Here is an 18,372-nt window from a genome sequence, read left to right on the forward strand (position 1 = left end):
TCGCGGGACCTTCGCGGGACCTTCGCGGGACCTTCGCGGGACCTTCGCGAACCGGTGCGGCTCGCTCCGGCGTACGGCCGCGCTCCGGCCGCTTCCCGGCCCCGGCTCCGGCTCCGGCGCCCGGTGAGGGGCCGCGGGACGGGTCAGAGGGAGAGCGCGCAGCGGAAGCCGCTGTGCCCGGTGGAGGAGTCCGGCGTGTTGCCGGTCCGAGCGGCCACCCGGTAGCGGTTGCAGTAGGAGTCGTGGCACATGTAGGAGCCGCCGCGGATCACACGTGCCTCGCCGGCCGGCGGGCCCTGCGGGTCCACCCGGGTGAGCGCGGACTCCGCGACGTGCCAGTCGGTGCTCCACCGGTCCAGGCACCACTCCCAGACGTTGCCCGAGGTGTTGTAGAGGCCGTACCCGTTCGGCGCGAAGGACTTGACCGGCGCGGTGCCGACGTAGCCGTCGGCACCGGTGTTCGAGCGCGGGAACGTGCCCTGCCAGATGTTGCACCGGTGCCGCCCTCGCGGCGTCAGCTCGTCGCCCCAGGGGTAACGGGCCTGGACGAGCCCGCCGCGCGCCGCCATCTCCCACTCGGCCTCGGTCGGCAGCCGCTTGCCCGCCCAGGCCGCGTAGGCGGCCGCGTCGTTCCAGGAGACGTGGACGACCGGGTGGTTCTGCCGCGACGTGACGTCCGATCCGGGGCCTTCCGGGCGACGCCAGTCGGCACCCGCCACCGCCACCCACCAGGGGGCGCCCGGGACGGTGCCGTCGATGACGTGGCGCGGGTCGGCGAAGTGCTGGAAGACGAACGACCAGCCGTACCGTTCGGCGTCGGTCCGGTAGCCGGTGGTCTTGACGAAGGTGGCGAACTTGGCGTTGGTCACGCACACCGGGTCGATGAGGAACGGCGACAACGTCACCTCCCGCACCGGCCCCTCGCCGTCCGCCGCCCAGCCGTCGGGGTCCTCGCCGCCCATGAGGAAGGGGCCGCCCGGGATGGCCGCCATGCCGCCGCCGGCGTTCGCGCGTCGCGCGGGGACGGGGGCGGGGATGGAGCGTTCCCGGGCGGGACCCCGGCCCGGCGCGCAGCAGGCGTCCGTCATCAGCCGCTCGCCGCGTTCCGGTAGAGGTCGGCGGTGAAGTAGGTGCCGGGGTCGGGCGACTCCGTGATCTTGCCCATGTCGACGAAGACGTCGGCCAGGTTCTTGTACCAGCCGCCCACCGTTCCGTCGCCCGCGAGCTTGGTCAGCTCGGAGGTCGGAAGGATCTTGGTGACCGCGGACGCGCCCTTGAACTGCTCGGCCGGCGCCTTCAGGAAGGTCGCGGTGAGCTGCTCGGCCTCGGCGGTGTGCGCGGCGATCCAGTCGTCGGCCTCCTGGATCACCTTGATGACCTTGGTGGTCGTCGCGGCGTCGTCCTTGACGATCTCGTTGCGGGCGACGAACGAGCTGGGGAAGCTGACCTGGGGGTAGAAGTCCTCGCTCTTGGTCAGCTCGACCAGGTCGGGGACGTTCTTCTTGATGTTGTCGATCAGCGGGTACCAGATGGCCGCCGCGTCGACCTGCTTGGCGGAGAACGCCGTGACCACGGTGCTCGGGTCCATGGTGACCTTCTGCACGTCCTTGATGGTCAGCCCGGCCTTCTTCAGGGCCAGCTGCAGGATCATGTCGCCGGAGGTGCCCTCGGGGACCCCGATCTTCTTGCCCTTCAGGTCGGCGATCCCGTTGATGCCCGAACCGGCGTGGGTGATCACCCTGTCGGCGATGCCGAGCATGTTCGGGGCGATGATCTTCGCCTTGCCGCTGGCCGGCAGCCAGGCCGCGCCGGAGCCGATGTAGCCGAAGTCGAGGTCGCCCGAGCCGAGCGCCTGGACCTGCAGCGGGCCGTTGGTGAACACCTTCAGGTCCGGCTTGAGGCCGTGCTTGGCCCACAGGCCCTGCTTGTCGGCGACGGCCAGGACGGCCGCGCCGGAGAAGTCGGCGATGTAGCCGAACCGCACCGCCTTGGAGCCGTCGTCGTCACCGGAGGAGCAGCCGGTCAGGGGCAGCAGGAGGGCCAGAGCGGCGGCGGCCACCCGGAGGGGGAACTTCATCAGGGGGATCCTTCGAGCGTGGTGGGCTGGTGGTAGACGGCGTGCCAGACCTGCCGGCGCAGTTCGGCGAACTCGGGTGACAGCCTGATCTCCTCCGAGCGGGGGTAGGGCAGGCCGACGTCGATGACCTGGTGGACGCGGCCCGGCCGGGCGGCCATGACGATCACCCGGTTGGCCAGGTAGACCGCCTCGTCCACGTCGTGGGTGATGAACATGACCGTCCGCCGATCCCGGCTCCAGGTGTCCAGGAGCCGGTCCTGGAGCTGGACCCTGGTCAGCGCGTCGAGGGCGCCGAAGGGTTCGTCCATCAGCAGGACGGTGGGGTCGACGGCGTAGGCGCGGGCGATGGCGCAGCGCTGCTTCATCCCGCCGGACAGCGTCCTGGGCAGCGCGTCGGCGAAGTCGGTGAGGCCGACCAGATCGATGAAGTGCTGGGCCTTGGCCCGCCGCTCGGCCTGGCCGACTCCGGCGATCTTCAATCCGAACTCGACGTTCTTGCGGACGCTCATCCAGGGGAAGAGCGCGTACTGCTGGAAGATCACCCCGCGCTGCGGGCTGGGGCCGTGCACGGCGGCGCCGTCCACCAGGACCTCGCCCCCGGTCGGGGTCAGCAGGCCGGCGGCCGCGTTCATCAGCGTGCTCTTGCCGCATCCCGACGGGCCGACCACGGTGACGAACTCACCCTCGGCGATCGACAGGTCGACGTCGTCGAGCGCGGCGAAGTCGCCGGCGCCGAGCTCGAAGCGATGCGAGAGCCCGCGAAACTCGATCTTGGGAGTCACCGTGCTCACCTCCGTTCCTGCCAGCCGGTCAGGCGTCGCTCGGCCAGCAGCAGGGCGCGGTCCATGAGCAGGCCGACGAGGCCGATGACGATCAGTTGGACGAAGATCGTGGAAAGGTCGTAGTACAGCTGTGCCTGCTGCATCCGGTAGCCGAGACCTTCCTGGGCGGCGATGAGCTCGGCGGCGACGACCGTGGCCCACGAGGCGCCGAGGCCGATCCGCATGCCGACCAGGATGAAGGGGGTGGAGGCCGGGATGACCACGCCGGTGAAGACGGTGCGGTCCTTCGCGCCGAGCACCCGGGCCGCGTTGATCAGCGTGTTGTCGACCGAGACCACGCCCTGGAAGGTCGAGACGACCGAGGACAGGAACGAGGCCAGGAAGATGACGAAGATCTTCGGCGTCTCGCCGATGCCCAGCAGGACGATGGCCAGCGGGATGATCGCCAGCGGCGGGACCATGCGGAAGAACTGCAGCCACGGCTCGATCAGGCCGCGGATCGCCGGATACCACCCCATGAGGAAACCGACGGGTACGGCGAGCACCACGCCGAGCACGAAGCCGATCAGCACCCTGCGGAGGCTGGCGAGCAGGTCGAGAGGGAGCGTCCCGTCGCCGACCAGCGTGCCGAAGCGCTCGACGACCGACAGCGGGCCGGGGAAACCCTGGATGCCGCTGTTGGCGAGCAGCGTCCAGACCAGCAGGCCGAGCACGCCCGAGCCGGCGGTGAGCAGCAGGGCCGACCCCTTCGCGGGCCTCTTCGCGGACCGGCTCACGGCGCGACCTCGTCCGCGACGCCGTCCACGTCGGCGGCGCGGTCGCCGCCGATGTCGGCCATGTAGCTCATCCAGGTGTAGGCGGGGTCGCCCCGGCGCTGGAGCTCCCGGTAGAGCCGGAGGGTGAGGTCCCGGCGCACTTCCGCGTAGGCCGGGACGGTGTAGACGTTGTTGAGCTCGTGCGGGTCGCTCTGCAGGTCGTAGAGCTCGTGCACGCTCTCGGGGTTGAAGACGAACTTGTGCCGCCGGTCCCTGATCATGCGCTGGGAGTAGGGGAAGTGGTGGCCGTGGAATTCGGTGACGACCTGGTCGCGGCCGTCGGCCGCCTCACCTCTGATCAGCGGCAGCAGGCTCTCGCCGTCGCACGGAGACCGCGGCGGGAGCCCGGCCAGTTCGAGGATCGTCGGGTTGAGGTCGATGAGCGTGACGAAGTCGTCGACGACGCGGGGAGCCGCGCCGGGCACGCGCACGATGCCGGGGATGCGGTAGATGTCCTCGTACATCGCCGGCCCCTTGTCGTTGAGGCGGTGGGAGCCGGTGAACTCGCCGTGGTCGGCGGTGAACACCACCGTGGTCTCGTCCCACAGGTCCAGCTCGCGCAGGCGGGTCAGCAGCCGGCCGATCTGGTCGTCGATCATCGTGACGTAGCCCCAGTACACCGCGATCAGCTTGCGCCAGGCGTCGGCGTCGAAGTGGTCGGCCGACCAGTACTCGGCGTAACGGCGCTGCACCTCGGGCTTGCCGTGGAAGGTCTCGGCCATCGAGGCGGGCAGCGGGACCAGCGACGGGTCGTACATGTCGTAGTAGTGGTCGGGGATCAGGTAGGGCAGGTGCGGGCCGTACCAGTGGCAGGAGAGCATGAACGGCTTCCCGCCGTCGCGGAAGTCGCGGGCGTAGCGTTCCAGGAGCTCGATGGTCCGGTCGGCGAGGAAGGTCTCGACCGTGGCCTCGACCGGCTGCTGGAGCCGGCCGGCGATCAGGTGTCCGCGGCCGGAGTCGTTGGGGGCCTTGCCGAAGACCGCCTCGCGCACCGCGAAGGGCGGGTGGCCGTTCTCCTTCAGCCACCGCTCGTAGGACGGGTGGTGGAAGGGGTTCAGCGCGCCCGGCAGGTGCTCGCCGTCCATGGCGTAGAACTCCGGGCCGCGGTTCCTCCCGATGTGCCACTTGCCCACGTGGCCCATGTTGTATCCGGCTTCCAGCAGCGGCCCCGGCAGGACCGGGTGCTCGTCGGCCACCTCGTCGCGGGCGCCGCCGTTGCGCTCGGGGTTGACCAGCAGGCCGTGCCTGAACGGGTGCAGGCCGGTGAACAGGGACGCCCGGGCGGGGGTGCAGATCGCGGTCGGAGTGTAGAAGCGGTCGAACCGAGCACCCTCCGCGGCCAGGCCGTCCAGCGCCGGGGTGCGCACCGACGGGTTGCCGTAGCAGCCCAGGGTGTCGGTCCGGTGCTGGTCGGTCATGAGGAACAGGACGTTGCGTGGGGTACTCAAACTCACCCTCCGGTCAAATTTTTCCTGAGGCTTGACGTTAATTGGCGGAAGGATGAACCACAAGAGGTGAGGGTGAGATCTTTTTGTCAGCCGACCGTCGGACGCAGGTGCTCGGCGATGACCGGCTCCTCGTGCAGCATCAGCGCGATCGCACCCAGGGCCGAGGCGCTCGGCCCCAGGTCGCCCGGGACCACGTCGATCCTGCGCGGCGAGTTCGGCAGCGACAGGGACGCGACGGCGCCGCGGACCGGGTCCAGCACCAGGCTGCCGAGGGCGGACAGCTCGCCGCCCAGGACCACCCGCTCCGGGTCGAGCTGCACCACCGTGTCGGCCAGGACCCTCCCGAGGTCGCCCGCGGCGGCGGAGATCACCTGGCAGACCTCGGGCACGCGGTCCTGGGCCGCGGTGACCAGCTCGGCGAGGCCGGGTAACGCCACGCCGCGGGCGGCGCAGGCGTCCAGGAGCGCCGGGCCGCCGATGCGGCCCTCGAGGCAGCCGCGGCTTCCGCAGTGGCAGGGCGGCCCGTCCGGGTCCAGGGAGACATGGCCGAGCTCCCCGGCCGCGCCGTGCGCGCCGCGCACCAGCCGGCCGCCGAGGATGTATCCCCCGCCGACGCCGATCGACCACCGCACGTAGACCACGTTGTCGACGGACCTCGCCGCGCCCCAGGTGCGTTCCGCCAGCGCCGCGAGCCTCGCGTTGTTGTCGACCGCCACCCGGACCCCGAACTCCCGCTCCAGGCGCGCGGTGATGGGGGAGTACCGGGCGGGCACCAGGCCCAGGGGCACGTCCGGATCGTCCACGACGCCGACGATCCCCAGCCCGATCGCCTCCAGCGCGCTCAGGCGCACGCCGCGCTCCCGCACCACCCGCCTGACCAGGGAGACGGCGATCTCGGCCTGCGCGTCGAGGTCGCCGTCCCGCGGCAGGTCCATCGCGTCGGTGGCGACGATCTGGTGGGAGACGTTGGCCACGGCGACGCGGACCTGCTGCCGGGCGAGCTCCAGCCCGATGAGCTGGCCGGCCTCGGGGTTGAGTTTGACCTGCGCCGCCGGGCGGCCCCGGCCCCGCGGGCCGTTCTCGGGGCCGCGGGTCTCGACGATCGCCCCCTGCTCGATCATGTCTGAGATGATCGCGAACAGGGTGGTCCGGGACAGGCCGGTGCGCGTCATCAGCTCGGCCCGGCTCAGCGCGCCACTCGTCCGGAGGTTGTCGAGCACCGCCTCCTCGTGAACTCGTCGGAGGCGCTGCAGCGCGTCGGCGGGCCTGCTCATGCCCGCATGGTGACAGTCAGGTCAATTTTTGTCAACTTTTCGGAATAAAGGCGACGCCCCTCGGAAGGTTATATTCCGAACTATTGACTAAATAGGGGTCGAGGCGAAGACTCTGGCGTTACCGACCGGGCCCCCGGCACCACCGGCCCGTCATCGTTCCTGAGGAGACTCATGCCCGACGCCCCCCGTCGCTTGATCCCCCCGATCAAACGGCTCTCCCTCGCCGCCCTCCTGGCCGCCGCCCTCCCCCTCGCCGCACCGGCGCCGTCCACGGCGACGGCCGCACCCGCCCCCGTCAACCTGGCACTGTCCGGCACCGCCGAAGCCTCCAGCGTGGAGCTGGACCGGCCGGACTTCGCGGCCGCCCACGTGATCGACGGAGACGCCGCCACCCGCTGGTCGTCCAAGTACGCCGACGACAACTGGGTGCAGGTCAAGCTCGCCGAGCCGTCGAAGGTCGATCACGTCACGCTCAGGTGGCCCAACGCCTGCGCCCGCGACTTCGTGCTGCAGACCTCGGCCGACGGTCTCACCTGGACCGACGTCGCCTCCCTCCAGCGCGACACCTGCCCGCGCGTCGACGTCATCGACGTCGGCGCGGACCGGCCGGTCTCCTACGTCCGCATGCAGGGCCGCAAGCGGTGGGCCGGCTACGGCTACTCGATCTCGGAGTTCGAGATCTGGAACCTTCCCCAGGCGCCCAAGCCGACGCTCGGCCTGCTGCCCAAACCCGTCTCCCTGACCGAGGACGGCGGGCAGCCGTTCGTCCTGCACGGCAACACGCGCATCGTGACCTCGGGCGCCGGCGCGCAGGCCCCGGCCGACCACCTGGCCCGGCTGCTGCGCACCGCGACCGGATACCGGGTCCGCGTCGCCGCCCACGGTGACGGTCCCTCGCCGATCTTCGTCTCCGTCGGTCCGGGCAAGGGACCCGCCGGGCACGAGGAGGAGGGCTACACCCTCAAGGTGACCTCCGGCTCCGTCACCATCGAGGCCGCCACCGCCAACGGCGCGCTCAACGCGGTGCAGACGCTGCGCCAGCTCCTGCCGCAGTGGGTCCCGGCCGGCGGAACGCCGTCGGTGCCCGCCGTGACGATCACCGACTACCCCCGCTTCGCCTACCGGGGCGTCATGCTCGACGTGGCGCGCAGCTTCTATCCCGTCGCCGACGTCAAGCGCTACATCGACACGGCCGCGCAGTACAAGATCAACCGGCTGCACCTGCACCTGACCGACGACCAGGGCTGGCGCATCGCCATGGACACCCCCGCCGACAACCCCGCGGGCATCGACTACGGGCTGCTCACCCGGGTCAGCGGCGCCACCGCGATGACCCGGGACGCCAACGGCAACCTGATGGGCACCGAGCTGGGCCACACCGGTTTCTACACCAAGGCCGACTACACCGAGATCGTCCGGTACGCGGGTGAGAACGGCATGGTCGTCGTGCCCGAGATCGACCTGCCCGGCCACACCAACGCGGCGTTGCACGCCATCCCGCAGCTGAACACCGCGGGGGCGCTTCCCCGCCCGGCGGCCGGCCAGACCACCGTGCCGGCCAACGGCACCGGCGCGGTCGGCTACTCCTCGCTGGACTCCGCCTCGCCCGCCACCTACGAGTTCGCCGAGCAGGTGCTGACGCAGCTCGCCCGGCTCACCCCGGGACCGTACCTGCACATCGGCGGCGACGAGGCCCACTCCACCGGTCACGCCGACTACACCAAGATGGTCGACGCCTTCACCCAGGACGTCGCCGGCCTCGGCAAGACCGTGATGGGCTGGAACGAGTACTCCTCCACCGCGCTCCCCAAGGACAAGGCGATCGTCCAGTACTGGAACGGCGACAAGGCGCAGGTGTCCAGGGCCGTCGCCGAGCGCGGCGCCGAGGTCGTGCTCTCCCCCGCCTCCAACGCCTACGTGCCCCAGCGGCAGGACCCGCGCCAGCCGCAGGGCGGCACCTGGGCCTGCGGCGGGGTGTGCGGGCTCGACCGGCACTACGGCTGGGACCCCGGCGCGTTCCTGCCCGGCGTGGCCGAGTCCAGCGTGCACGGCGTGGAGTCGGCCCTGTGGGGTGAGTGGATCCGCGGCATCCGCCAGGCCGAGTACTGGAACTACCCCCGGGTGATCGCCACCGCGGAGGTCGGATGGACCCCCCAGGACCAGCGCGACTACCAGGACTTCAAGGAGCGGCTGTCGGTCGCGGGCGGCCGGCTGACGGTCGCGAAGGTCAACTTCTTCCCCACGGCCGACGTCCCCTGGCGGATCGCGGTTCTGGGCACCTCGGGCTCACCCGGCCAGGCGCGGTGGACCGTCACCGCGCCCGGATACGCCGCCGGTGACCTGCCCGCCACGATCTCCTGGAGCGACGGCGTCCAGGAGACGGTCACCCTGACCACCGACCGGCCGGGCAGCATCCCCGAGATGTGGAACAACGGGGCCTTCACCGCGGTCTCCACCCGCGCCTTCCCCGGCGCGGGACGCTACACCGGCACCCTCCGGATCAAGAGACCCGGCTGGGCCGCGGTCGAGGGAACGCTCACCGTGACGGTGGGCTGACCCCGGCCGGGTGGGCTCCGATCACGTGGATCGGGGCCCACCCGATCTCGCGGGAGACGGCTCAGACGACCATGACCCGGCGCCCGCGCGTGTGACCGGCCTGGCTGTCGATGTGCGCCGCCGCGGCCTCGGCGAGCGGGTACGACTTCTCGACCGGGATGTGGAGCCTCCCCCGCGAGATGAGGCCGACGGCCTCGGCGAGCGCTTCCGGCACGCTCCCGGCCACGCCGGAGAAGCGGACACCGAACTCCGGTGCGCCGAGATCGGCGATGGAGACCACCTTCTGCGGATCCCCGGTCAGCTCGACGAGCTCGGGGATCACGCCCGAGCCGGCCAGGTCGAGAGCCGCGTCGACACGGCCGAGCCGCCGCACCCGCTCGACCCAGCCCTCGCCGTACGTCGTGGCGAGGGCGCCCAGGCTGCGCAGGTAGTCCTGGTTCGCGGCCCCGGCCGTGCCGATCACCGTGATGCCGCGGTCGCGGGCGATCTGGAGGACCGCCGACCCGACTCCCCCGGACGCGCCGCTGACCAGCAGCGTCTGCCCGGACCGCACACCGACCTCGCGGATGATGCGCAGCGCGGTCTCCACCACGGAGGGGTACCCGGCCGCCTCCTCGAACGTCAGGCCCTCGGGCATACGGGCCCAGGCCGACAGCACGGCGAACTCGGCGTAGGTGCTCGAACCCTCGCCGAACACGTGGTCGCCGACCTCGACCCCTTCGACGCCCTCGCCGATCTCGTCCACCACTCCGGAGGCGTCCAGCCCGACTCCGGAGGGCAGCTCGATCGGATGGGCCTTCAGTATCTGGCCTTCGCGGATCCTCCAGTCGACGGGGTTCACGCCCGCCGCCCGCACGGCGATGCGTATCCGGCCGGGACCCGCGTGGGGCTCCTCGGCGTCCACGAGCCGGAGAACGTCCGGACCGCCGAACTCGGCGAAGCTCACTTTCCTCATGCGACCGACCGTAGCACTAACGGTTAGTGTTTAAAAACCGTTACGGATTTGCATCTGGTAGTGTCAGGACATGACCGTGTCGCCCGGACGCCGGGAGCGCAAGAAGGCCGCGACCCGCCAGAAGATCGCCGACGCCGCCCTGCGGCTCTTCCTGGAACGCGGGTACGACGCGGTGGGCATCCGCGACGTGGCCGCCGAGGCCGACGTGGCCGTCACCACGCTCTTCTCCCACTTCGCCTCGAAAGAGGCCCTGGTCTTCGAGCAGGACGAGGACTTCGAGCAACGCCTCATGCGGGCGGTCACCGGCCGGGCGCCGCACGAGCCGCTCATCCCCGCGCTGCGCCGCGAGATCCACGCCCTGGTACGGCACTGCACGGCGGACGGCGCCGCCCCGATCTGGGGAATGATCGACGAATCACCCGCCCTGCGGGAGTACGAGAAGTCGATGAGGCTGCGCCACGCGGAGTCGCTGGCGACGGCCATCGCCGCCGACCTCGGCCTGCCACCGACCGCGACGGCCTGCCGGGCGATCGCGAGGTTCGCGATCGACGCCTATTCGCTGGCCAGGGAGGCGGCCGATCCGGAGGCCGCGGTGGACGAGATCTTCCGGATGATCGAGGCGGCCTGGGAGGTCAGCGGCTGCCGGGCGCGGGCGGCCGGCTGACGGCGGATCAGACGCGCCGTCCGGAGGGGTCGTCGAACACGATGACCTGCCGGATGGCGGTCCCGTCGGCGAGCTGGTCCATCGCCTCGTTCACCTCCGAGAGCCGGATCCTCGCCGACACCAGCGCCTCGACCGGGAGCCTGCCCTCGCGCCACATCCGCGCGAAGACGGGGATGTCACGGGCGGGGACCGCCGAGCCGAGATAGCTCCCGATGATGGTCCGGCCCTCCGCCACGAGCCCGAGCGGCGAGATCGACGACCGGGCGTCGGGCGCCGGGAGCCCGACGGTGACGGTGCGGCCGCCCGGAGCGGTCGCGGCGACCGCGGCCTCGAAGGCCCGGGCGTTCCCGGCCGCCTCGATGACGACGGGCGCCCTGATCCCGAGCTCGGCGACCTCGGCGGGGCCGTACGTCGCGTGGGCGCCCAGCTCCCGAGCGGTGGCGAGCTTGTCCGGATTGCCGTCGACGCCGATGACCGTGACGCCGTCCAGGGCGAGGGCGGTGATCAGCGCGGCCATGCCGACGCCGCCGAGCCCGACGACCATCACCGTCTGGCCGGGGGACGGCCTGCCGGCGTTGACGACCGCGCCACCGCCGGTGAGGACGGCGCAGCCGAGGATCGCGGCGACCTCGGGGGGCACGTCCTCGCCCACCGGGACGACCGAGTGCCGGTCGACGACGGCATGGGTGGCGAAGGCGGACACCCCGAGGTGGTGCAGGACCTCGGCGCCGTCCCGGCGCAGGCGGACACCGCCGCCCAGCAGCGTTCCCGCGTTGTTCGCCGCGCTTCCGGCGACGCAGGGCGTCACCCCGTCGGTGGCGCATCCCTCGCACGCGCCGCAGCGGGGCAGGAAGGTCATGACGACCCGCTGCCCGACCTCGACGTCGTCGACGCCGGCGCCGGCGCCGACCCGCTCCACCAGGCCGGCCGCCTCGTGCCCCAGGAGCATGGGGACGGGACGCACCCGGTTGCCGTCGACGACCGACAGGTCGGAGTGGCACACGCCCGCCGCCTCGATCCTGACGAGGAGCTCGCCGTCGCCGGGCGGGTCCAGTTCGAGCTCGGAGACGGACAGCGGCCGGGACGCGGCATACGGGCGGGACCGGCCGACCTCCTCCAGGACGGCTCCGCGGATTCTCATCACAGCACCTTTCCGGACGATTCCAGGTTCTCTTCGGTGTCGGTTTCACCGGCGGACGGACGCGCGGGGGGACCCTCCGGAGACGAGCCCGGGCCGCCGCCGTCCGCCGCCTGTTCCGGGGCGGCCCGGCGGTTGGCGAGCAGGACACCGGCGCCGCCGAGGACGAGCCCCGCGACGGCGAGCGGATGCAGCGACTGACCGACGAGCAGCCAGGCCAGCACCGCCGTCACCGACGGGGTCAGGAAGAACAACGTGCTCACCCGGCCGGCGGACCAGCGGAGCAGCATCGTGTTGAGCAGGATGAACGCCGCGATGGAGTTGACCAGCACCATCCAGGCCACGGACGCGCCGAACGCCGTCCAGTCCGACACCCGCGGCGTCTCGACGGCCAGGCAGGCCAGCCCGACCGCCGGGGCGCTGACGAGAAGCTGCACGGCGGTCCCGGTGCGGACGTCCATCCGGGGGACGAAACGCTTCTGGTAGAGGGTGCCGGTGCTCAACCCGAGCAGCCCGAGCAGGCACAGCAGCACACCCCAGATCGAGAGGCTCACCCGGTCGGCGACGGCGAGGACCACACCGGCGGCGCCGAGGGCGAAGCCGAGCGCCTGCCGCCGGGTGACCGTCTCGCCGAGGAACCGGCCGGCCAGCACGACGACGACGGGGCTGAGCCCCTGGACGAGGGAGACGACGGCGGCCGGGAAGCCCATGCCGAGCGCGGTGTAGAAGGCGCCGAACTGGACGGCCTGGATCAGCAGACCGGTGACGGCGATGTGCGCCACGGCCCGGCCGCGCGGCCAGGGGGCGCGCGTGACCAGGGCGTACCCGGTGAGCAGCACCCCGGCCAGGGCGAAGCGCGCGAACATCAGGAGCAACGGCGGAGCGGCCTGGAGTCCGGGGATGCCCGCGATGAACGCGCTGCTCCAGAGCACGACGAACACGGGGGGCGCGAACGCCATCAGGCGCGGGCCGCCCCTCCGCGGGGCCGGTCCGGGCGCCGCCCCGTCCGCCCCGCCGGGCGGAGCGCCGGAGGCCGCCGGCGGCGGCCCGGGGGGCGGACCGGGCGGGTCCGGCGTTGTCGGCGTCAACGAGTCGTCCTTCCGTGCGGAGACCGTTCAGCGGAGACCGCTCAGCGGGGGTGGCCGCCGGCGATCGGGATCACGCGGCGGCCGGGGACACGCGGGCCCGCCCCGCGCACGCGTCAGGACGGGCGGACGGACCGGTGTGCGGGCAGGTGCCTCAGGAGACGCGCAGGGCGGACCGGCGCAGCTCCCACAGGCCCTCGTCCGAGGTGCAGACTCCGGCGGCGCCGTGGTGGAGCGCCTCGGCCACGTCCGTCGCGTCCTGGACGAACCCGGCGGCCAGATACGGCACCCCGAGGTCCCTGGCCTGCCGCCCCATGTAGCGCAGCACGACCGCGGGCATGAGCTGGACCAGGTCCGGCTGGGAGCGGGCGACGGACTGGAGGCTGCGGCGCAGGTTGGACCGGTCGGTCACGAACACCTTCTGCATGGCCAGCAGTCCCAGGCCGCCCGCCCGCTCGATGATCGCCGCGCGGGTGGAGCAGATCCCGATCGCCCCGATCCCCTTGAGGTAGGTCAGGGCGCCGGGGTCGTGACCCAGCCCGGGGGTCGAGTCCATGTTGACGAACACGACCTTGCCGGCGGCGACGGTCCGCTGGACCGTCGCCGCCAGGTCGCCGAGCGGGACCGAGGCGAGGATGCCGAGCGGGGTCGAGGTGGTGGTGAACCGGTCCGCCATCTCCGCACCGACCAGCGAGGCCATGACGGGGTGTTCCGCCAGGGCGGCCAGCAGGCGCCGGTCGATGGGGCGCTTCGGACGAGGGTTCACCGGTCCACCTTATGCGCTAGTCCTGGTCGGACGTGCCGGCCCCGAAACGGCTGGGCAGTCCGAGCTTCCCGGGGTTCATGATCCCCGTCGGGTCGAGGGCCTGCTTGACCGCCACCAGGGTGGCGAAGCCGCCGCCCAGCGAACGCTCGACGTACGGCGAGCGCAGCAGCCCGACACCGTGGTGGTGGCTGATCGCGGCGCCGTGCCGGATGAGCACCTCGTTGGCGGCGTCCCAGGCGGCCCGGTACCACTCGCGGCGGCGCTCCCGCTCCACGTCACCGCGGAGCGAGAAGTACAGGCAGGCCCCGTCGGTGTAGGCGTGCGACTGGTGCGCGGAGGCGCGCAGCGTCCCCGGGACCGCCTCGATGGCCGCCACCACCTCGTCGTAGATCGCCGGCAGCGACGACCACGACCCGGCGATCTCGCAGGTGTCGGCGACGAAGCCGGGACCCTTGGCGAAGCCGTCGCCGGACTTGCCGACGAGCATCCGCTCGTCCAGCCAGCGGGCGAGGACCGCTTCGCCGTCGAGCGTCACCGACGCCCGCTCACCGCAGACCTCCTCGGTCACGGCCATGGTCGCGTCCACCAGCTCCGGGTCGCCCTCGTCGGCGATGAGCAGCAGGTTGGTGCCCGGCTCGCCGAAGTGGGTGCCGCTCTCGTGCGCGTCGTACAGGCGCAGCACCGCGGGGGTCGCGCCCCGCTGGAGGATCTCCCGGCAGGCGTCCAGGCCCGCGGCGAACGTGTCGAACCCGTAGGCGAGGCCCTTCGCGTAGGAGGGCAGCCGGTGGGTCCGCAGCCGCAGCCGGGTGATCACGCCCAGGGTGCCCTCGGAGCCGATGAACAGCTGGCGCAGGTCCGGGCCGACGGCGGCCCGGGGGTAGGTGCCGTAGCTGGCGGTGCTCCCGTCGGGGAGGACCACGTCCAGCCCGACGACCATGTCCTCGATCTTCCCGTACCGGGTGGACAGCTGGCCGGCGCCGCGGCAGGCCGCCCAGCCGCCGACCGTGGAGATGGCGAAGGCGGACGGCCAGTGCCCGGTGGTGACGCCGTGCTCCTCCTGCAGCTCCTTCTCGAACAGGTCACCGAACATGCCCGCCTGCACCTCGACGATCATCGACTCGGCGTCGAAGGAGATGATCTGGTTGAGCCGGCAGACGTCCAGCACGACCCCGCCGAACACCGGCAGGGCGGCGCCGAGGACGTTGCTGCGGCCGGCCGAGACCGTCAGGGGGATGCCGTGCGCGTGGCAGACGCGGACCACGGCGGCCACCTGCTCCTCGTCGGCCGCCTCGACGATCACGGCGTCCGGGGTGGCGGGGGCGCCGTCGGTCTCCCCGATGGAGGTGCCCGCCCACCAGTCACGGGTGCGCAGGATCACCTCGTCCCGGTCGGTGTGCACGGCGGCGGCGACCTCGCGCAACTCGGCGACGACCGCGTCGGGAACCTCGACCACGGCGGTCTGCAGGCTGGCCTTCCCCGTGCCGGGCGGGCAGTCGGCGGCCCAGCGCGGCGGGGTGGGCGCGCCGACGACGTAGTCGCCCCGGTTGAACGGGTGCGTGATGGTCTGCCTGCTGATCATGAATGTGCCTCCATCAGTACGGTCTTCTCGCGGTCGATGCCGGAGATGTAGTCGTCGATCTGCCGGGCGACCTCGTCGTCGGACAACCCGAGTTCCCGCTGGAGCAGCCGGCCGACCTCCGGGGCGGCCTTCACCGACAGGTCCCGGGCGAACACCCGCATCCGGGTACGGCGGGACAGCACGTCGTCGACGTTCCGCGCCAGCTCGCAGCGGGCCGCGTAGACCACCTCGGCCCGCAGGTGAGCGGTGCCCTCGATGATCGGTTCGGCGAGGGAGGGATCCTCGTTGAAGAGGTCGGTGACGAAGCGGGCCTCGGTGCCGTACCGCCCGCCCAGGTGGGCGCCGAGCCCCCCGGTGGCGGAGGTGGCCTCCGCGTCGTAGCCGGCGCCGCCCAGCAGGGGAAGGCGCTCCGTACGGCAGCGGAGCCGGCGGCCGAGCACCTTCAGCGCCTCGTCGACCACGAGCTCGCCCATGTGGCGGCTGGTGGTGAGCTTCCCTCCGGTGACGGTGACGAGCCCGTGGGCGTCCGTCGTGATGCGGTGGTCGCGGCTCATGTCGAGGGTGGCCCCCTCCTTGCCGCCGACCAGGGGGCGGAGCCCGGCGATCGAGCCGACCACGTCCTCGGGGGTGAGGGCGGCGTCGAAGGCGGTGTTGGCCCCGTCGAGGAGGTACTGCATCTCCTCCCGGGTGCACAGCACCTCGTCCAGGGAGCCCTCGTAGTCGGTGTCGGTCGTCCCGACCACGACCACGTCCCCCCACCGGGTGCAGGTCGCCCGGCGGGCCCGGCCCGGGATGGGCACGGTCACGGTGCCGTCGATGGGCAGCCGGGTCCACGGCACCACGATGTGCACGCCCTTGGCGGGCCGGATCCGGGGCCGGTGGCCCGGGTCCGACAGGGCGTCGAGCGTGTCCGACCAGACCCCGGTGGCGTTGATCACGACGCCCGCCCGCACGTCGATGTCGCGGCCGTCGACCTCGACGGTCGCGCCGCGCACCCTGCCGCCCTCGCGGATGAGGCCGCGGCAGACGGCGCCGTTGAGCACGGTCGCCCCGAAGTGCGCGGCGGTCCGCGCGATGGTCAGGGTCAGGCGCGCGTCGTCGGTGCGGCTGTCGTAGTAGAGCAGTCCGCTCTTGAGCTGGTCGGCGCGCAGCCGCGGGGCGCGGGCGAGGACCTCGGGCACGCTGAGCCGCTGGTGCAGCCTGCCGATGCGCCATCCCCCGGCGAGGTCGTAGGTCCACAGCAGGCCCTCGAACGCCTTGGCGATGCGCGCGTCGAAGACGCCGTCCTGGGCGAGCACGGGGAAGACGAACGGCAGCCGCTGCACCAGGTGCGGCGCGTTGCGGCGGAACCGCTGCCGCTCCAGCAGCGAGCGCCGGACCAGCGGCAGGTTGCCCTGCTCGATGTAGCGCAGGCCGCCGTGCACCATCTTCGACGACTTGGAGGACGTGCCCGACGCGAAGTCGTCCCGTTCCACGAGCGCCACGGTCAGGCCGCGGGCGGCGGCGTCCAGCGCGGTGTAGCAGCCGGTCACGCCGCCGCCGACGACGAGCACGTCCACGGGCCGGGAGGCGAGCCGTTCGATCTGCCCCTGGCGGTCGATCTTCAGCGGGGTTCGGCGGATGGCGCTTCTCGTCTCCGACCTCGCCTTACGTTCAGGAAGCCTGATCACGACGCTGATTCCTCCTGTGAATCGGGTTCGGGGCCGCCGTGGCCGGCGGCGGTGGTGTGACGGGCCAGCAGGTCGCGCCACTCGGCGCGGGCTTCCTGACGCTCGGCGTCCGCCAGGGTGGGTTCGAAGACGGGGGCCGTCCGGAGCCCGACGGTGGCCGCCGAGAGGCTCGGCCACAGCCCGGCCCGCACGCCGCCGAGGTAGGCGGTGCCGCGGAGGCTGGCGGTCTCGTTGCCGCGGGCGCGCCGTACGGGCCGGCCGATCAGGTCGGCCTGCCTGGACATCAGCACGTCGCTGGTGGCGAGCCCGCCGCCGCAGAACAGGTCGGTGACCGGCAGGCCCATGACCGCCTCCACGCCTTCCAGCAGGTCGCACACCGAGTGCGCGAAGCCGTCGAGGATGCCGCGCGCCAGTTCCGCCCGGGTCGTCGAAAGGCTGAGCCCGGTGAGGACGCCCGTGGTCTCCGGCGACCAGACGGGGGTCCGCAGTCCCGCCAGCGCGGGCAGGAACTTCACCCGGGTCGGCCCGGTGTGCTCGCGGGCGAGTTCGGCCAGCCGGGCCGGCGACTCGAACAGGCCGATCTCCTCGCACAGCCAGCGCATCGCGGAGCCGGTCGTCGAGGCGTACCCCTCCAGGCTGAACAGGGACGCGCCCTGGGAGCGCCAGCCGACCAGGGTGAGCACACCCGGGACCCGGCGGCGGTGGGCGGGCGGCCGGTCACCCGCGACGGCGTCGAGGAACGTGCCGGTCCCGTGGACGCACATGGCCTGGCCGGGCCGGTGGGCGCCGAGCGCGATCATCGCCGCGTGCTGGTCGCCCATGACGGACAGGATGGGCAGCCGTACGCCGAGGACCGACGGGTCGGTGAAGCCGAGGTCGCCGTCCTCGTCGACGATCCGCGGCAGCACGTCGCGCGGGCAGCCGAGGAAGTCCACCCACGGCTCGTACCAGTCACCCGTCCGCAGGTCGTAGGCGCCGGTGGCCACGGCGTTGGTGGCGGACATGACGTGACGCGCCCCGCCGGTGAGCTTCCACACCAGCCAGGTGTCGACCGAGCCGAAGACGAGCCGGCCCTCGTCGTGGGCCCGTGCGGCGGCCGCGTTCCGGGTGATCTCCTCGGCCGCCCACAGCAGCGGCGCCCGGGAGCCGACCGGCCGGCCGGTGCGCTCGGCGAGGTGCGCGTCCCACTCCGGTTCCCACTCCCGCAGCCGCGTGGCGTACCGGCGGTCCTGCCACACCACGGCCCGGCTCAACGGCGAGCCGGTCACCGTGTCCCACAGCAGCACGGTGGCGCGCTGGGTGGCGACCGACACCCCCACGATCTCCACGTCGTGCGCGGCCGCCCAGTCCAGCGCCTCCCGGCAGACCCGGACGGTGTTCGCCCAGATCTCCGTCCCGTCCTGCTCGACCCGCAGATGGTCGGGCGAGTGGACCGAGATGGGCAGGTACGCGGGCGGCGCCGCGCCGCCGTCGTCGAGGACGACGGCGGCACGGGTGCCCGTGGTGCCCTCATCGATGCTGAGTACGCCTCGGCGGCGCTCCCTGCTCATCCGTGAAGGTCCT

General features: G+C 72.4%; 15 protein-coding genes. 2 read left to right on the forward strand and 13 right to left on the reverse strand.

Annotation, left to right across the window (positions count from 1 at the left end; translation table 11 throughout):
• Positions 1–143 precede the first annotated feature (143 nt).
• The 6 genes from IEZ10_RS07140 to IEZ10_RS07165 all read right to left on the reverse strand — a co-directional run bounded on the left by IEZ10_RS07140 (position 144) and on the right by IEZ10_RS07165 (position 6,396).
• Positions 144–1,088 carry a formylglycine-generating enzyme family protein gene (locus tag IEZ10_RS07140; protein WP_189245627.1) on the reverse strand — a complete coding sequence of 315 codons (945 nt, stop codon included), beginning with the start codon at positions 1,086–1,088 and terminating at the stop codon, positions 144–146.
• Positions 1,088–2,077: an aliphatic sulfonate ABC transporter substrate-binding protein gene (locus tag IEZ10_RS07145; protein ID WP_189245628.1), complete on the reverse strand. Its 990-nt coding sequence runs from the start codon at positions 2,075–2,077 to the stop codon at positions 1,088–1,090. The genes IEZ10_RS07140 and IEZ10_RS07145 overlap by 1 nt, the downstream gene beginning before the upstream one ends.
• A complete protein-coding gene (locus IEZ10_RS07150; RefSeq protein ID WP_189245743.1) occupies positions 2,077–2,859 on the reverse strand; it encodes an ABC transporter ATP-binding protein in 783 nt (260 codons plus the stop codon). The genes IEZ10_RS07145 and IEZ10_RS07150 overlap by 1 nt, the downstream gene beginning before the upstream one ends.
• 5 nt (positions 2,860–2,864) lie before the next feature.
• Positions 2,865–3,635 carry an ABC transporter permease gene (locus tag IEZ10_RS07155; RefSeq protein ID WP_229811026.1) on the reverse strand — a complete coding sequence of 257 codons (771 nt, stop codon included), beginning with the start codon at positions 3,633–3,635 and terminating at the stop codon, positions 2,865–2,867.
• Entirely contained in the window at positions 3,632–5,122 is a 1,491-nt protein-coding gene (locus tag IEZ10_RS07160) for a sulfatase family protein (RefSeq protein ID WP_189245629.1), read from the reverse strand. Before IEZ10_RS07160 ends, IEZ10_RS07155 begins: the two co-directional genes overlap by 4 nt.
• An 86-nt stretch (positions 5,123–5,208) precedes the next feature.
• Entirely contained in the window at positions 5,209–6,396 is a 1,188-nt protein-coding gene (locus IEZ10_RS07165) for an ROK family transcriptional regulator (RefSeq protein ID WP_189245630.1), read from the reverse strand.
• A gap of 171 nt (positions 6,397–6,567) precedes the next feature.
• Between IEZ10_RS07165 and IEZ10_RS07170 the strand changes: the two genes are divergently transcribed.
• Positions 6,568–8,952, forward strand: a complete 2,385-nt coding sequence (locus IEZ10_RS07170) for a family 20 glycosylhydrolase (RefSeq protein WP_189245631.1) — start codon at positions 6,568–6,570, stop codon at positions 8,950–8,952.
• Between the two features lie 61 nt (positions 8,953–9,013).
• On the opposite strand, the gene IEZ10_RS07175 is transcribed toward IEZ10_RS07170, so the two are convergent.
• Positions 9,014–9,907 carry an NADP-dependent oxidoreductase gene (locus tag IEZ10_RS07175; RefSeq protein WP_189245632.1) on the reverse strand — a complete coding sequence of 298 codons (894 nt, stop codon included), beginning with the start codon at positions 9,905–9,907 and terminating at the stop codon, positions 9,014–9,016.
• A 70-nt stretch (positions 9,908–9,977) separates the two neighbouring features.
• Here IEZ10_RS07175 and IEZ10_RS07180 point away from each other — a divergent pair, with 70 nt between their 5' ends.
• Positions 9,978–10,571, forward strand: coding sequence for a TetR/AcrR family transcriptional regulator (locus IEZ10_RS07180; protein WP_189245633.1), 594 nt, complete (start codon positions 9,978–9,980; stop codon positions 10,569–10,571).
• A gap of 7 nt (positions 10,572–10,578) precedes the next feature.
• Here IEZ10_RS07180 and IEZ10_RS07185 read toward each other — a convergent pair whose 3' ends face one another.
• The 6 genes from IEZ10_RS07185 to IEZ10_RS07210 all read right to left on the reverse strand — a co-directional run bounded on the left by IEZ10_RS07185 (position 10,579) and on the right by IEZ10_RS07210 (position 18,359).
• Positions 10,579–11,712, reverse strand: coding sequence for a zinc-binding dehydrogenase (locus IEZ10_RS07185; protein ID WP_189245634.1), 1,134 nt, complete (start codon positions 11,710–11,712; stop codon positions 10,579–10,581).
• Positions 11,712–12,668, reverse strand: coding sequence for a DMT family transporter (locus IEZ10_RS07190; RefSeq protein ID WP_189245635.1), 957 nt, complete (start codon positions 12,666–12,668; stop codon positions 11,712–11,714). The genes IEZ10_RS07185 and IEZ10_RS07190 overlap by 1 nt, the downstream gene beginning before the upstream one ends.
• A 280-nt stretch (positions 12,669–12,948) precedes the next feature.
• Positions 12,949–13,560 (reverse strand): glycerol-3-phosphate responsive antiterminator, encoded by a 612-nt coding sequence (locus IEZ10_RS07195; RefSeq protein ID WP_189245636.1) that lies wholly within the window; start codon positions 13,558–13,560, stop codon positions 12,949–12,951.
• Positions 13,561–13,576: 16 nt separating this feature from the next.
• Complete coding sequence (locus IEZ10_RS07200; RefSeq protein ID WP_189245637.1) at positions 13,577–15,139, reverse strand: FAD-binding oxidoreductase; 1,563 nt, start codon at positions 15,137–15,139, stop codon at positions 13,577–13,579.
• Positions 15,136–16,809 (reverse strand): glycerol-3-phosphate dehydrogenase/oxidase, encoded by a 1,674-nt coding sequence (locus IEZ10_RS07205; protein WP_189245638.1) that lies wholly within the window; start codon positions 16,807–16,809, stop codon positions 15,136–15,138. Before IEZ10_RS07205 ends, IEZ10_RS07200 begins: the two co-directional genes overlap by 4 nt.
• Entirely contained in the window at positions 16,806–18,359 is a 1,554-nt protein-coding gene (locus IEZ10_RS07210; RefSeq protein ID WP_189245639.1) for an FGGY family carbohydrate kinase, read from the reverse strand. The genes IEZ10_RS07205 and IEZ10_RS07210 overlap by 4 nt, the downstream gene beginning before the upstream one ends.
• Positions 18,360–18,372: the final 13 nt, after the last annotated feature.

It is taken from the genome of Streptosporangium pseudovulgare (assembly GCF_014648055.1).
GTDB classification, from domain to species: domain Bacteria; phylum Actinomycetota; class Actinomycetes; order Streptosporangiales; family Streptosporangiaceae; genus Streptosporangium; species Streptosporangium pseudovulgare.

Bases quoted from the DNA above. Each gene is read 5' to 3' on its own strand.
- IEZ10_RS07140 (WP_189245627.1), bottom strand. From the start codon at position 1,088: ATGACGGACGCCTGCTGCGCGCCGGGCCGGGGTCCCGCCCGGGAACGC.
- IEZ10_RS07145 (WP_189245628.1), bottom strand. From the start codon at position 2,077: ATGAAGTTCCCCCTCCGGGTGGCCGCCGCCGCTCTGGCCCTCCTGCTG.
- IEZ10_RS07165 (WP_189245630.1), bottom strand. From the start codon at position 6,396: ATGAGCAGGCCCGCCGACGCGCTGCAGCGCCTCCGACGAGTTCACGAG.
- IEZ10_RS07170 (WP_189245631.1), top strand. From the start codon at position 6,568: ATGCCCGACGCCCCCCGTCGCTTGATCCCCCCGATCAAACGGCTCTCC.
- IEZ10_RS07175 (WP_189245632.1), bottom strand. From the start codon at position 9,907: ATGAGGAAAGTGAGCTTCGCCGAGTTCGGCGGTCCGGACGTTCTCCGG.
- IEZ10_RS07180 (WP_189245633.1), top strand. From the start codon at position 9,978: ATGACCGTGTCGCCCGGACGCCGGGAGCGCAAGAAGGCCGCGACCCGC.
- IEZ10_RS07185 (WP_189245634.1), bottom strand. From the start codon at position 11,712: ATGAGAATCCGCGGAGCCGTCCTGGAGGAGGTCGGCCGGTCCCGCCCG.
- IEZ10_RS07190 (WP_189245635.1), bottom strand. From the start codon at position 12,668: ATGGCGTTCGCGCCCCCCGTGTTCGTCGTGCTCTGGAGCAGCGCGTTC.
- IEZ10_RS07200 (WP_189245637.1), bottom strand. From the start codon at position 15,139: ATGATCAGCAGGCAGACCATCACGCACCCGTTCAACCGGGGCGACTAC.
- IEZ10_RS07210 (WP_189245639.1), bottom strand. From the start codon at position 18,359: ATGAGCAGGGAGCGCCGCCGAGGCGTACTCAGCATCGATGAGGGCACC.